This window comes from Desulforhopalus sp. IMCC35007, from assembly GCF_005116575.1.
Lineage (GTDB): Bacteria > Desulfobacterota > Desulfobulbia > Desulfobulbales > Desulfocapsaceae > Desulforhopalus_A.
Map to the genome: position 1 here is coordinate 47,644 of NZ_SWCN01000003.1, position 13,688 is coordinate 61,331.

11 protein-coding genes are annotated in these 13,688 nt (G+C 45.3%); 5 read left to right on the forward strand and 6 right to left on the reverse strand.

Features of this window, described 5'->3' with window-relative positions:
* The first annotated feature begins 40 nt into the window (after positions 1-40).
* A complete protein-coding gene (locus tag FCL48_RS03685; protein WP_205747637.1) occupies positions 41-2,998 on the forward strand; it encodes a DEAD/DEAH box helicase in 2,958 nt (985 codons plus the stop codon).
* 148 nt (positions 2,999-3,146) lie between these two features.
* On the opposite strand, the gene FCL48_RS03690 is transcribed toward FCL48_RS03685, so the two are convergent.
* The 3 genes from FCL48_RS03690 to FCL48_RS03700 form a co-directional block, all read right to left on the reverse strand.
* On the reverse strand, positions 3,147-3,596 hold the full coding sequence (locus FCL48_RS03690) for an SH3 domain-containing protein (RefSeq protein ID WP_169309061.1): 450 nt from the start codon (positions 3,594-3,596) through the stop codon (positions 3,147-3,149).
* A 140-nt stretch (positions 3,597-3,736) separates the two neighbouring features.
* Positions 3,737-4,678, reverse strand: coding sequence for an LD-carboxypeptidase (locus FCL48_RS03695; RefSeq protein WP_136870903.1), 942 nt, complete (start codon positions 4,676-4,678; stop codon positions 3,737-3,739).
* Positions 4,665-5,459, reverse strand: coding sequence for a type III pantothenate kinase (locus tag FCL48_RS03700; protein ID WP_136870904.1), 795 nt, complete (start codon positions 5,457-5,459; stop codon positions 4,665-4,667). Before FCL48_RS03700 ends, FCL48_RS03695 begins: the two co-directional genes overlap by 14 nt.
* A gap of 177 nt (positions 5,460-5,636) precedes the next feature.
* On the opposite strand from FCL48_RS03700, the gene cutA reads away from it, so the two are divergent.
* The 4 genes from cutA to FCL48_RS03720 all read left to right on the forward strand — a co-directional run bounded on the left by cutA (position 5,637) and on the right by FCL48_RS03720 (position 10,212).
* Positions 5,637-5,960: a divalent-cation tolerance protein CutA gene (gene cutA, locus FCL48_RS03705; protein ID WP_136870905.1), complete on the forward strand. Its 324-nt coding sequence runs from the start codon at positions 5,637-5,639 to the stop codon at positions 5,958-5,960.
* A complete protein-coding gene (locus tag FCL48_RS03710) occupies positions 5,953-6,156 on the forward strand; it encodes a hypothetical protein (RefSeq protein WP_136870906.1) in 204 nt (67 codons plus the stop codon). Before cutA ends, FCL48_RS03710 begins: the two co-directional genes overlap by 8 nt.
* A 124-nt stretch (positions 6,157-6,280) precedes the next feature.
* Positions 6,281-8,116 carry a DNA topoisomerase IV subunit B gene (locus tag FCL48_RS03715; protein ID WP_136870907.1) on the forward strand — a complete coding sequence of 612 codons (1,836 nt, stop codon included), beginning with the start codon at positions 6,281-6,283 and terminating at the stop codon, positions 8,114-8,116.
* Between the two features lie 50 nt (positions 8,117-8,166).
* Entirely contained in the window at positions 8,167-10,212 is a 2,046-nt protein-coding gene (locus tag FCL48_RS03720) for a DNA topoisomerase IV subunit A (RefSeq protein WP_136870908.1), read from the forward strand.
* A gap of 144 nt (positions 10,213-10,356) precedes the next feature.
* On the opposite strand, the gene miaB is transcribed toward FCL48_RS03720, so the two are convergent.
* From miaB to purB, 3 genes are all read right to left on the reverse strand, one after another.
* Positions 10,357-11,715 (reverse strand): tRNA (N6-isopentenyl adenosine(37)-C2)-methylthiotransferase MiaB, encoded by a 1,359-nt coding sequence (gene miaB / locus FCL48_RS03725; RefSeq protein WP_136870909.1) that lies wholly within the window; start codon positions 11,713-11,715, stop codon positions 10,357-10,359.
* Positions 11,716-11,945: 230 nt separating this feature from the next.
* Entirely contained in the window at positions 11,946-12,161 is a 216-nt protein-coding gene (locus tag FCL48_RS03730) for a DUF4911 domain-containing protein (protein WP_169309062.1), read from the reverse strand.
* Between the two features lies 1 nt (position 12,162).
* On the reverse strand, positions 12,163-13,608 hold the full coding sequence (purB, locus tag FCL48_RS03735) for an adenylosuccinate lyase (RefSeq protein WP_136870911.1): 1,446 nt from the start codon (positions 13,606-13,608) through the stop codon (positions 12,163-12,165).
* Positions 13,609-13,688 lie beyond the last annotated feature (80 nt).

The following is a 13,688-nucleotide window of genomic DNA, read 5'->3' on the forward strand; positions in this document are numbered from 1 at the left end:
AACCATGAAGCCCTTTAGAACATAACCCTTTGATACATTTATGATGCCTGACTTAGATGAATATGTCGATTCACTGAAAAAATCACCGAAATTTGGCCCTCAGGTTGTCTGTCATAAAAAAATCGGGTCTGTACCTCCGAAATTTTTCACTGCTCCTTCCTCACTGCACCCCCATCTTTCTCGGCTTTTAAAACAACAGGGGGTTCAGCACCTCTATTCCCATCAGGGGGAGGCTATTGAACATATTTTAGCAGGCAGGGATGTTCTTGTTGCCACACCTACCGCTTCAGGAAAGAGCCTTATATACAACCTCCCTGTTTTAAGCGACTATCTCTGCAACGGTCATTCCACCTCATTGTATCTTTTCCCGCTAAAGGCCTTAGCCCAGGATCAACGCAATGTCCTCGAGGGGTTGTATCAGAGACTCAAGATAGAAACAAAAGAAGCATCGGCTTGTATCTCTGAACTTTTTGATGGGGATACAACCAGCTATAAAAGACGAAAGATCCGGGACACTCCGCCGAGAGTTCTTCTCACAAATCCGGAAATGTTGCATCTTTCTCTTCTTGCCTACCACGAGAGTTGGATTGAGTTTTTTTCGAAGTTAAAATTTGTGGTCATTGATGAGGTTCACAGTTACAGGGGAGTTCTTGGAAGCCATATGGCCTGGGTTCTGAGAAGACTACAGCGCATCGCCAGATTGTATGGTGCGGATCCGGTTTTTATCCTCCTTTCTGCAACCATTGGTAATCCTGGTCAACTTGGGGAACAGCTTCTTGGTAAGAAGGTTGAGGTTATCACGGAATCTGGGGCACCCCAGGCTGAAAAAAACATGCTGTTTCTCAACCCCTGGGACAGTGCTGCCCATGCGGCAAGTCAACTTCTGGAAGCTTCAATAAAACGTGGACTTAGAACTATAGTCTACACTCAGTCGAGGAAGTTGACCGAATTGATCAGTCTCTGGACAAGCCCGCGTCTTGGGGAGTTATCGGCTAAACTTTCAAGCTATCGTGCCGGGTTTCTTCCAGAAGAGCGCAGAGAAATTGAAGAGCTGTTGTTTAAAGGGGATCTCCTCGGGGTTATTTCCACTTCAGCCCTTGAGCTTGGAATTGATGTGGGAGACCTCGACCTCTGTATTCTGGTTGGTTATCCTGGTTCTATCATGGCGACCTGGCAGAGAGGAGGACGGGTAGGGCGGGCATTTCGGAAATCAGCGATTATTCTGATCGCCCAGGAGGACGCACTCGATCAGCATTTCATGCGAAATCCAGAGGATTTTTTTTCAAGATCTTCAGAGTCAGCCCTGTTGAATCCGGAAAACGATACGATTGCAGCCCAGCACCTACATTGTGCCGCGGCCGAGCTGCCATTAACTCGGAGTGAGTTGCTCTTTGAGAATAAGCAGATTGTCCAGGTTTTGGACCATCTTGTCCACAGAGGCCTTCTGCTTGAAACCGCCTCAGGAGGAACCTGGATTGCATCACGGAGATATCCCCAGCGACTGGTCACTCTTCGTGGAGGGGGCACTCAGATGGATATCATTGATGGAAACAGTGGTGAAATCATAGGAGAAATTGATAATGTAAGAGCGCTCAAAGAGTGTCATCCAGAAGCCATTTATCTTCATCGCCAAAGAAGCTGGGTCATTCAAAAGCTTGATCTTGGCGGTAATGAGGTCGTTGCCCTGGAGCAGAGTCCGAAATATTTCACCCGGCCAATGGTTGAAAAAAACACCGAAATCCTTGAGATTATTTCATCTAAATCAAGCTTTGGAGTTCAGGTCTCTTTTGGTCGTCTTCGCGTGAGGGAACAGGTTACCGGATACCAGAAACGTAACAACAGGACACAAAAACTGCTGTCGACGACCCCGCTTCACCTGCCTGAGCAGGCCATCGAAACAGAAGGTGTCTGGTTGGAGATTGCTCCTGAAACTGTCGCTGAAATGGAAAGAGACAAATATCACTTCATGGGGGCTATTCATGCTCTTGAACATGCGATGATTGCCCTTTTCCCTCTTCTTGTGCTCTGTGACAGGAACGATATTGGAGGAATTTCCTGTCCACTGCATGAGCAGACTGAGGAGGCTACTGTTTTTATTTACGATGGTTACCCAGGTGGGGTTGGTCTTGCCAGAGAAGCCTATAATAAAATCGATATTCTCATCCAGCAAACTCAAACCACTGTGGAAGCCTGTACTTGTGATAACGGCTGTCCTTCCTGTGTTCATTCTCCTAAATGTGGTTCGGGGAATCGGCCCATCGATAAAAAGGCCTGTCTGATCTTGTTGTCAAGAATACTGGCGGTAACAAGCACGAAAAATCAAAAAGAGATGCCGATTCATGTCAACTCCTTTACCTGTGAGGCCACATCAGCTCCTGGCAGCAATACCGTGCAGAAAAGTGAGGCAAAACGAAAAGGTCTTGATGCATTACCGGAGCGCTTTGGGGTCTTTGACCTTGAAACCATCCGGTCAGCCGAAGAAGTTGGCGGCTGGCAGAAAGCAGAATTCATGGGAGTATCGGTTGGGGTAGTGTACGACTCCAGAGAGGACAGTTACTTCACTTACCTTGAGCATGAAATGGAGCAGTTGGTGGACCACCTGGCTCAGCTGGACCTTGTCGTGGGCTTTAACAATAAACGCTTTGACAACAGGGTGTTGTCCGCATATACAACGATGAATCTGAGTGCCCTCCCGACCCTGGACCTTCTTGAAGAAATCCACAATCACCTCGGCTACCGACTCAGTCTTAACAGACTCGCAGAACATACTCTGGGGGTTCAAAAAAGCGGGGACGGACTGCAGGCCCTGCAGTGGTATAAAGAAGGGAGGCTAGATCTCATTCAACATTATTGCAAAAAAGATGTTGAAATCACAAAAAATCTACTCCTGACAGGGCTGGAGCAGGGATTTTTTCTCTTTGCCAACAAGGCTAAACAGATCGTCAGGATCCCTCTGCGTCTTGACAGTGCCATTGGAAAAATCAGAGACCATTGTTAGTACCTTACACATAGAACTCTTGCTTTTTACAAGAATCCCCGCCTGTAAGTGTCTATCCCTTCGGCTACAGATTAAATGATAGCCTGGGATTGGACTCCATCCCGCTTTAGTTGTGAGTGACCTGTATTTTTTAGTCGAAGGGCAACTGTTATGGCCAAAGGAGCGGAGAATAAATCCAGCCAACGGTGCCACTGCTATGTCGCACTTTTGTCCACTGGCCTTCCGATGAAAGCTTTTTAAGGACAACGCCACGTTCAACGTCTGCAACAATAGTGCTGTTTTGTGAGGGGCCCGAACGCATATTGAGGCTATTTTTTGCATTAACGACGACTGTGTCCTGGTCTTTAACAATGCTTTCGTGAATCCAGCCAGAGTCGTTTTCGTAGTCACTTATTTTGTACCATTCCCCCTCTTTTTTCATTACCTTGAGAGGGTAGCCCTCAAAGAGTTCCATGGCAACCGGGTATTTAGTTCCGGGTCCGGTCCTTACGTTGGCATTATCAGTGGTGACTGATAAGTAATTTGCAGCGAAGGCAGAAGAGGCCATGAAAAGGGCGAGAGAACTAGTAACAACAATTTTTTTAAATTTATTATTCATGAGTACAAACATCGCAAAAAAATATTTTTATTTAACTACTTGAACACTTTACGTTCATTACCGTAACCGTCTAAACCTTTATTTTATAGCATTAATAGCGCCGCAAGTCAAACACCATATCCGGATCATATAGAGAAGGGCTATTTAAAGTTGAGTGTGGAGTGGTTGCAATCCATTGTCGCCATGGCTCCAAGGGGAAAAGTGATGTTATGATTGCAATGACCTGAGGGGAAATCTCCCCAAACAGGAATTTGTCTGTTGGGACAAATTTCCAGGAATCGTTTCCAGATGGCCTCTTTATACCGTAACTCATCAAGACTGCTTCCATCTTTTGGCTGGCTGAAGTTACCGAGCAGAACACCTTTGATTTTGTCAAATTTACCGGCCACCGAAAGTTGTGTCAGCATCCTGTCGACTTTGTAGAGCGGTTCGTTGATATCTTCCAAGAACAGGATACAGTCTTCCCATGGACAGTCAAATTTTGTCCCAAGAAGTGTAACAATACTTGCAAGATTGCCACCTATAAGTGGTGCACTGATCCGACCGCTGCCCTGGAGTTGGACTATGGATCGATCGTAAATGGTTCTTGACCATTGGCCGGTCAGACTTGAATGAAATTTTTCAAGCGTTTCCCGTGATGAACTGGCAAGCGAGGTAAGAGTTGGTCCATGCAATGAAACGAGGCCGGTTTTAACATAAAGAAAGTTCTGTAAAACTGTGATATCAGAAAATCCTATGAGGAATTTCGGGTTGGCTGTAACAAGATCAAGATTGATTTTATCCAGAATACGCAGACAGCCGTAGCCCCCTCTCATGGAAACGAGACCTTTTACATCGGAATCTCGAAAAAAAGCATTTAATTCATTTGCACGATTGTCGTCACAGTCTGACAAATAATCCATGCCGGGCCAGAGTTCTCTTGGGAATTTAACCTCAAAGCCCATTTCGGTAAGGATCTGCACCCCCGAGTGAAACAGGTCTTCATTGGTAAGCTGGCCCGCTGGAGCGACCACACCCAGCAGATCGCCTTTTTTCAGGGAGCTCGGAATGATTGGTTTTGGAGGCATTTCAGGAGAGTTCATTATAAATTATCTTCAACCCTTGAAGCGTGAGCATTGGTTCTATTGTGTCTATGGAACGTGCAAAGGGTGCAATTAACTTTGCCATACCACCGGTTGCAACAACCCCGAAAGGCTCACCCATCTCGGTTGTCATTTCGGCACGAATCCCCTTGACGAGACCATCAATCATGGCGCCATAGCCGAAGAGAACACCGCTTTTCATTGCCTGAACCGTTGACTTGCCGATGATCTGAGAAGGCGCCTCTGTGACATCAATGTGAGGGAGTTTAGCTGTTTTGTTGGCAAGCGCTTCAAGTGAGATGGCGATCCCGGGCAGAATGGAACCACCAAGATACTCACATTTTTCCGTGACGCAATCAAAGGTGATTGCTGTGCCAAAGTCGATGACCACCTGTTTGGACGGGTTCATCTTCCAGGCGGCGATGGCGTTGACCAGGCGATCAGCGCCGACTTCAGATGGCGTTTCAAGCTGAACGTCAATAAGGCTCTTTATTTTGTCTACAGTGACAATGAAAATGTCTTTTTTCAGACTTGATGAGAAATGTTTTTCGCAACATGAAACCCAGGCGGTCTGGAGGGTAGGGACAACGCTTGCTATAATAATACCCTCTATTGTTTCGATTTGGATGCCGGACAAGGAAAACAGGGCATGGTAGGATATTGCCAGCTCATCGCCGGTACTTTTGGCATCTGACTTCATACGCCATTGGCCTATGAGTTTGTTGTTCTTATACATTCCCGTAACAGTGTGGGAGTTACCTATATCTACGACCAGAAACATGGCGCACCTATTTTCATGTTAAGGATTATATAATTTTGTTATAACGACAACAGACAGATTGTAAGAGAATAGAGTGGGTACCAGGAGCTGTTCTCTCTATCCGGGAAAGATTCTTGGCCCCTAAGATAACTTTTCCCTGTGCCCGAATGATTTACCACTTTACAAAATGCCACGCCAATGAAAAATATTATTGCCATACACACCACACTTGCAAATATTGATGACGCTAGAAAAATTGCCATGATATTAATGGATCAAAAGCTCATTGCCTGTGCACAAATCAGTAGCCCCATGGAAAGTATCTACCGTTGGCAGGATAAGTTGGAAACAGCCATCGAATATACGCTTACAGTGAAGACCACCGAGGATGCAGCGCAACAGGTCATTGCCGTGATCGAGAACAACCACCCTTATGATGTTCCGGAAGTGGTTGGTCAACGTCTGACATTTTCTGCAAAAAATTACCAGCAGTGGCTTGAGGCAGAGGTGAAATATGACTGAGCCCAAAAGAACAGGGTACAGAAAAAGAAGAACCGGTGAATATATCTGTCACTGCTGCAAGAAGAAACAGGAGTTCTGTTGGAGTTGTCCCTGTGGCTTTATGATCTGTAAAGAGTGTTTTGAAGAAAACAAATGGGGTATCAGTAATGGCCCGACCTGGATCTGTCCTGATTGTGAACGTATCCGTATGATGTAATTATCCTTCTTTCTATTGCCTGCGGTGGTCTGTATCTCAAGAGCATGAGTCTTGCAGATTCGTCTAAAATGAAATACTATGTGTTGTTCGCAGCTAACCATTCACTCTGTCATTTTGTCTCAATATGAATGTATCTACAAGTACTTACGACGAAAGTAAAATTAAAACACTCAGTTCTCTTGAGCACATCCGCAAGCGCCCCGGGATGTACATTGGCAGGCTAGGGGATGGCAGTAATCCCAACGACGGGATTTATATCCTGCTCAAAGAGGTGGTCGATAATGCGGTTGATGAATTTATCATGGGGGCTGGTAAACGGGTTAACATCAGCATCCAAAATGACGGATCTGTTTCTGTCAGAGATTTTGGCCGGGGAATTCCACTGGGCAAGATCGTCGATTGTGTTTCCGTTATAAACACCGGAGCAAAGTATAATACAGAGGTGTTTCAGTTCTCGGTGGGCCTCAATGGTGTTGGCACAAAAGCTGTTAATGCTCTTTCTGAGCAATTCACTGTAACTTCCTATCGTGATGGGCAGTTTGCAAAGGCTACTTTCTCTAATGGAAAGCTGGTCACAAAAGATGAGGGGACAACTGAAGAGAAAAATGGCACCTGTGTTGAGTTCCTGCCGTCCTCTGAGCTGTTTCCAGATTTTAAATTTGATGATTCTTTTATAGACAAAAGATTGTGGCGCTATGCCTACCTGAATGCCGGCTTAAAAATTTATTACGGTAAATCCGTCTATCATTCCTCCAACGGACTGCTTGACCTTCTTGACAAAGAACTCGACGGCGCTCAGATTTATGAGCCTATCTATCACAGAGACAATACGCTCGAATTCGCCTTTTCCCATACCGATAGTTTTAACGACTGCTACTACACCTTCGTTAACGGCACCTACACCAATGAAGGCGGAACCCATCTGTCAGCCTTTCGGGAGGGGATACTCAAAGGGGTTAATGAGTTCTCTGGAAAAAAGTTTGTCAACACCGACGTCCGGGACGGAATTGTCGGGACACTCGCCATTAAAATTAAAGATCCCATCTTTGAATCCCAGACAAAAAACAAATTGGGGAATACGGAAATCCGTTCCTGGATTGTCAATACCGTAAAAGATGCGGTATCCAGTTCACTCTACAAAGACACTGCCGCAGCCCAACGTTTGATGGAAAAAATTCTGCGTAACGAAACTGTGCGCAAAGAGCTCCAGAGCGTTAGAACCGAGGCGCGGGCTAATGCGAAAAAAGTAGCATTTAAAATAGACCAGCTCAAAGACTGCAAGCACCACCCACAGCGTGACAAACCCTCTGGCGAGGGGAAGGAAAACATGATCTTTATCACCGAAGGTCAGTCCGCTGCAGGCTCTATCGTATCATCCAGGGATCCTATGACCCAGGCTGTTTTTTCGTTGAAGGGAAAACCGCTCAATGTCTTTGGCCAGAAGATGACCACCCTCTATAAAAACGAAGAGATGTACGCTCTTATGCGGGCGCTCAATGTTGAGGAATCTATCTCTGATCTTCGCTACGACAAAATCATCCTTGCAACGGATGCAGATGTGGACGGCCTGCATATCCGTAATCTTCTGCTGACCTTTTTCCTCCACTATTTCGAGCCATTGGTGAAACTTGGCCATATCTACATCCTGGAAACACCGATTTTCAGAGTAAGAAATAAAAAAGAAACTATCTACTGTTACTCAGAAAAAGAGCGTGTTGCCGCTATGAACAAACTTTCCGGAGCTGGATATAAAAACATGACCACCGAGATCACCCGCTTCAAGGGGCTCGGTGAAATATCTCCAAAAGAGTTCAAACAATTTATAGATGAGAACATCCGTCTTAGAAGCGTCACTCTCGATTCTCTGAGTGAGGTTGCCAAGGTTCTCTCTTTTTATATGGGTAAAAACACTCCCGCAAGACGACAATACATCATGGAAAACCTGGTTGTAGATCAGTAAACCGAGGTCTTTATCAATACTTTGTGCAATAATTCCCTGAAATTATAAATATGGACAATCATCCAGGTAAACTTCATCAACTTTTTGATGAAAATTTTTTAGAATACACCTCCTACGTTATTCGCGAGCGGGCCATTCCCGCCATTGAAGACGGGCTCAAACCCGTACAGAGACGGCTGCTGCAGACCCTTTACAATATGGAGGACGGACGCTTTCATAAGGTTGCAAATGTTGTCGGAGAGACGATGAAACTGCATCCACATGGGGATCAGTCCATTTTTGCGGCCCTTGTCAACCTTGCCAACAAGGGCTTTCTCATCGACAGACAGGGAAACTTTGGGAATATTTACACGGGAGACAGGGCTTCTGCGGCGAGATACATTGAGTGCAGATTATCTCCTCTTGCAAAGGAAATTCTTTTTAATAAAGATCTGACGGATTTTGTTGACTCCTACGATGGCAGGATGAAAGAACCTGTTACCCTGCCAGCCCGCATTCCACTCCTGCTCCTTATGGGGGCTGATGGGATAGCGGTTGGGATGGCGACAAAGATTTTACCCCACAACTTCTGTGAATTGCTTGAAGCCCAAAAATGCGTTCTTCAGGGCAAAGAGTTTACTCTTTACCCTGATTTCCCACAAAAAGGTCTGCTTGACTACGCCCATTACGACGATGGCAATGGCAAGGTACGTTGCAGGGCGCGTATTGAAGAGCTCAACGACAAAACAATAATAATCAAAGAAATACCCTACACAACGACAACCCAATCTCTTACTGATTCCATTGAAAAGGCCGCAAAAACTGGGAAGATAAAGATTGTTTCCATCAACGATTACACTGCGGAAGAGGTAGAAATAGAAATAAAGCTCGCACGGGGTGTGTATGCCAAGGATACCATCAAAGCACTCTACGCCTTCACCGACTGCGAGGTTCCGATTACTCCGAATCTGACCCTGATCAACGGAACGACGCCGCAGACTATCTCTGTTACCGATGTCATTACCTACAATACCTTTAAGCTTAAAGACGACCTGCAAAAAGAACTTGAGATTCAGCTGTCAAAGCTCAAGGACAGGCTTCATGCAAGATTGCTGGAGCAGATTTTTATAGAAGAGCGGCTCTATAAAAACATTGAGGAAGAAACCAGCTATAAGGCAGTTACCGAAAGCGTCAAAAATGCACTCCTGGATTTCAAGGAAGAGCTTCTCCGGCCTCCAACGCTCGAGGATATCGAGAGGCTGCTTGAAATCAGAATCAAACGTATTTCCCGTTATGATATTAATAAGCAACACAAAGAAATCAAAGATATCCGCAAGCAGATAAAGGAAACACAAAAATCCCTTAAGGATATGACAGGCTTCACCATATCCTTTATCGATAACATCCTGGCGAAATACGGGCAGTTTTATCCAAGGCAGACAGAACTTACCAGTTTTTCAGAAGTGAGTTATCGCAAAGCCGCAATGCCCAACCTCACGGTTGTCTACAACAGGGAGTCCGGTTTTATTGGCACCCAGGTCAAAGACGAAAATAACAAGGAAGATCTGACTGTTACCTGCTCAGAGTATGATAAGCTCTTTTTGATTTACACAAACGGTCTTTATAAATTTATTCCGGTCAGCGAGAAATTTTACGTAGGAGATGATCTTGAGTGGGTTGGAATCGTGCAGAAAAGATGTGTCTTCAATATCGTATACAGAGACGGGGCTGAAAATTACGCCTATATAAAACGTTTTAAAACCCCAAGTTTTATCCTGGAAAAAGAATATCGCCTTTTTGCGGAACATAAGCGATCAAAGATTTTGTTCATGTCCTTTGGCGAAGGAAAGCACGTACGGATTAACCTGATGCCGTCATCGCGGGCCAAGACAAATAATCTTGATCTTAGTTTTGACGATATCCTGATCAAGAATGCTGCTGCAAAAGGAAAGCGCGTCTCCACAAGGGTTGTTCGAAGGGTATCGGCCTCGGATGGACCACAGGAACAGCCTACCAGGAAAAACCTTACTCTTCCGGGTCTTGCCAGCGACAATGAAAAGAGCGAATCAGATGAAAATACGCCAGACGAGACGCAGGGCCCAGAGCTGAAGGAATAAAATTAACAAGGCTCGGTCAACATTGTCCCGTCCGCACTCATCTCACGGCTCTTTTGGGATAGTTCTGTTTGGACCGCTTTGCCAACAAGGTGTTCAGTAAAAAAAGGAAAACCTTGTTGGGAGGTAATGAACATTGAGAGTGTTTTAGATGAGCTCAGCCTTGAGAGAGTGTTGACCGGCAAAGTTAATTTTTACCGTTAACAAATCGCCAACATTCACTTTAAGTGGTTCATTGACATGGACAATATGATTTGTATCGGTTCTGCCCTTTACGCTGTCACTGCTGACCTGTTCAACGAGTATTTCTTTTTCCAGACCAACAAACTCTGCGTTTCTTTCAAGGCTGATTTCATCCTGGCGAGCCTGAAACCTGGCAAGTCGTTCAGACTTGACGGCTTCATCGACCTTATTTTCAAAGCCAGCAGAACGTGTCCCCGGCCTGTCGGAGTATTTAAAAGAAAAAGACCCATGGTATCGCACGGTTTCCAGTAAGTCCATTGTTCCTTCAAAGTCTGCATCGGTTTCTCCGGGGAAGCCGACAATTATGTCGGTAGAAAGGGAAATTGAGGGGCAATACTCACGTAACACCTTAACTTGTTCAAGGTACTGCTGTACTGTGTATTTGCGGTTCATTGCTTTTAAGATAGTATCAGAACCGGCCTGGACAGGGAGATGGAACTGCGGGCAGAGGTTTTTAACATCTCTAAAACAAGACATCAGATCGTCTGTGAGATCTTTTGGGTTGGAGGTTGTGAATCGCAGTCTTTTTAAACCATTAACCGCTGCGACGCGCCGCAACAAATCTGAAAAAGTAAAGGAAGGAGCGCCAAACTCCACCTCGTTGGTTTTGCCATAGGAGTTCACATTCTGTCCGAGAAGTGTGATTTCCTTTACCCCTGACTGCACGAGCATGGTCACTTCATCTACAATATCCTGAACCTTCCTGCTCACCTCCCGTCCACGGGTATAGGGAACTACACAATAGGTACAATAGTTATTGCAACCCTGCATAATTGTGACAAAACGACTGAACTGAAAAGTAGTTTTATCTTCTTTTGTATCCGCCTTGGAAGAGGGGAGTTCAGGGAGAAACAGGGGGATGACGTAACTGTCTTCCATCTGGGTAACAACCCTGCTTTTTCCTGCTTCAGCATCCAGGAGAAGTTCACCAATATTGTAGATGTTCTGCGTACCGACAATGAGATCTACGTGAGGCATGCGATCAATGATTGTTTTCCCTTCCTGTTGCGCCACGCAACCAGCCACACATATCTTCATGTGTGGTCGTTTTTCCTTCGTTTTTCTCAGGTAACCAAGAAGGCTCATAACCTTTTGCTCGGCTTTAGCCCGAATTGAACAGGTGTTGAGGATGACAAGATCCGCCTCCTGCACCTCCATACCCTCCACATATCCATAACGTGACAGAGATTGTGCCATAATTTCAGAGTCACGCTCATTCATCTGGCAACCGAAAGTTTTAATAAAAAATTGTTTGTTTTCCATTTTTTCCTAAAGTGGGTTCATGTTGGCAACCCAGGGGCTATTAGTTCATCTCGTCACTCAAGAAGATGAGTATCTTGACGATAATTTTGATCTCAAGAGTTTTGCCAAACGCATTACCTTATTTTATATGGCAACGTAATAGGCAAGACCGCTCCCAATACGCAGGGGAACGGCCAAGTACATACCTGAATCTCTTGATAAAGGGGTTCGGCCATGCCTGCGGCTAGCTGTTATTCCACAAGATCTGCCGCGATATCAACAAGAAGGGCAAACAATTCTACTTTATGCCCCTCGGGATATCGTATTACCACAATCCCTTCACGACTCTCGACACTTGAAAGAATGGCAAGATTATCGTAACCCTCTAAAATAAATTTCAGAAAATGGAACCTACCTGGGGAAATACGCAGAAAAAGGGAATGTAAGGTTTTTTGATCTGTTTCCATTTTAAACATTCAAAGAGGAATCGACAAAGGTCATACGATTGGCATTACTTTGCAGGAGAGGGGAGACAACCTCCTGGAGAAACTCTTCTGTCTGCCGTTCGGCCCGTCCTGTGAATTGAGAATAATCGCTCACCATCGCTTCCAGTTCGGCTGATGTAAAGGGGATTCGCTCATCATCTCCCAGTCGAACCAGGAGGTCATTGTCACCACCCTGTTCTTTTACAACTTTGCCCGCAGCAAGGGAGTGCTCTTTTATCAACTCATGCATCTCCTGTCGACTTTCACCTTTTTCAACGGCTTCCATCAGGATTTTTTCAGTGGACATAAAGGGAAGTTCTGTAGAAAGGTGTTTCTTTATTTGATTAGGAAAAACAACCATATCAGAAGTGATGTTGACAAACAACTTGAGAATTGCATCGGTCAACAGAAAACACTGCGGTATATCCATGCGCCGAATGGCAGAATCATCCAGGGTACGTTCAAACCATTGATTGCTATAGGTCGCGGCAAAATTCTGAGGAAGATTCATCAGTTTTCTGGCAAGCCCCGTGAGCCTTTCGGATCGCATTGGATTTCTTTTGTAAGCCATGGCAGAAGAGCCCGTCTGTTTAGCCTCAAAGGGTTCTTCCTGAACTTTAAGATTGGAGAGCAAACGTAAATCCACTGCAAATTTATGAGCTGTGGCACCGACTCCGGCCAGGGTCTCTGCAAGCTTCATATCCAGCTTTCTTGTGTAAGTCTGGCCGGTGACTGCAAAGGTGGCACCAAAACCAAGCTTTTTGGCAACAAGGAGATCGAGCTGTCTCACTTTTTCATGATCTCCTTTAAAAAGCTCAAGGAAGGTGGCCTGAGTTCCCACGGTACCTTTGGCTCCCCGTGCCTTGATCGTACCGAGAAAGTGATCGACATACTCAAGGTCCATTAACAGATCCTGAAGGTAGAGAGTGTTACGTTTTCCAACAGTTGTGGGTTGGGCTGGCTGATAGTGAGTAAACCCCAGGGTAGGGAGGGCTTTGTGTTTTTCACAGAATCGCGCAAGGTTTTGTATGACCTGCAGGATGGCTCCACGGATAAGCTCCATGGCTTTTTTCTGAATAAGAAGATCGGTGTTACAGACAACATACTGGGAAGTCGCTCCCAGATGAATTATTCCAGCAGCCTTTGGACAACGCAGGCCAAACTCGTAGACATGGGCCATGACATCATGGCGTATTTCTTTTTCTTTTTTTGCCGCGGCATCAAAATCAATGATCTCGATATTCTCCCGCATCTCAGCGAGCATCTCCTCAGTCACTATAGAGGTGAGACCGAGCTCGAACTGTGCCTCGGCTAAAGCCAGCCAGCAACGCCTCCAGGTTGTGAATTTCATTTTTTCAGAGAAAAGTTCCTGCATTTCTCTACTGGTGTAACGGCTAACAAGTGGTTCCTGATATATCTCACGAGACATATTTCATCTCCAAATTATTTTAACTAATTTTATTATAACTTTGTATTTACGCTATATTTCGCAAGTTAAAGCAAGTCTGA